1 protein-coding gene is annotated in these 903 nt (G+C 29.2%); it reads left to right on the top strand.

The window, feature by feature from the left end; genetic code table 11:
- Positions 1–903 (top strand): glycosyltransferase family 4 protein (locus tag FHQ30_RS13085; protein ID WP_139625206.1); only part of this gene is annotated, 903 nt, incomplete at both ends.

Here is a 903-nt window from a genome sequence, read left to right as displayed (position 1 = left end):
GTATATATTTTTGCATTAGGAATTAAAGCCGCAAATGGGCTGGTTAAATCTACAATTAATACAGCTAATGCATTTTCAAATAGTGGCACTAATGTTTCTATTATTAATATTTTAGGTAAAAATGGAGGGTTTGATTTTTTAGATCCGGCATTTCCTTTAAGTGATAGTGTGCTTCGTTATAGTCTTGATGCTTTAAGTGAAATTTATTCTTCATCTGAACTTCATAATTTAGAATTTCATGTTGAGAATCAACAGTTTTTGAAAGCTGTTTATAATGGTGCTCATGCTAAGGCTTTGCAAGATATAAATGCTAATTTAACTGAAAATGATCTCATCATCTTTTCGCACCCACTAGCTATGGTTTTATTTGCAAAAGCAAATAAAAAAACAAAAGCTAAAACCCTCATTCAGGTACACGGTAATTATATTGAAGAAGTTGATAATTTAGCTCTTTTACGTGATTATGTGGATTATGTAGATTATATTCAAACAGTCTCAAAATATATGAGAGATGATCTGATAGAACTATTAGGTGTTAACCAAGATAAAGTAGTTTGTATTTATAATATTACACATCCAATTGCGCTCTCTAAAAATAAGGAAAAGTTACTTAAGCGTATCTCTATTATCGGCAGCATTCAAAAAAGAAAAAATCAGTTAGATGCTGTTAGAATGTTGAGTTTGATTCAGGATAGGAATGTCATATTACAGATTTATGGGAATGCTCTAAAAAAAGAGTATTTAGATTTGCTTAATTTTCATATTAATAATTATGGCTTAGCAGATAGAGTCATTTTTAAAGGATTATCATCTGAAAAGGATATTTATGAAAATACAGATGTTGCAATAATGACATCTGAACATGAAGGATTTGGATATATATTTTTAGAAGCTGCATTATAT

This window comes from Testudinibacter sp. 'clade 2' (assembly GCF_006227735.1).
In the GTDB taxonomy this organism is placed as follows: Bacteria; Pseudomonadota; Gammaproteobacteria; order Enterobacterales; family Pasteurellaceae; genus Chelonobacter.
Note: the sequence above shows the minus strand (reverse complement) of the source record. Positions and strands in the feature narration are given on the sequence as shown.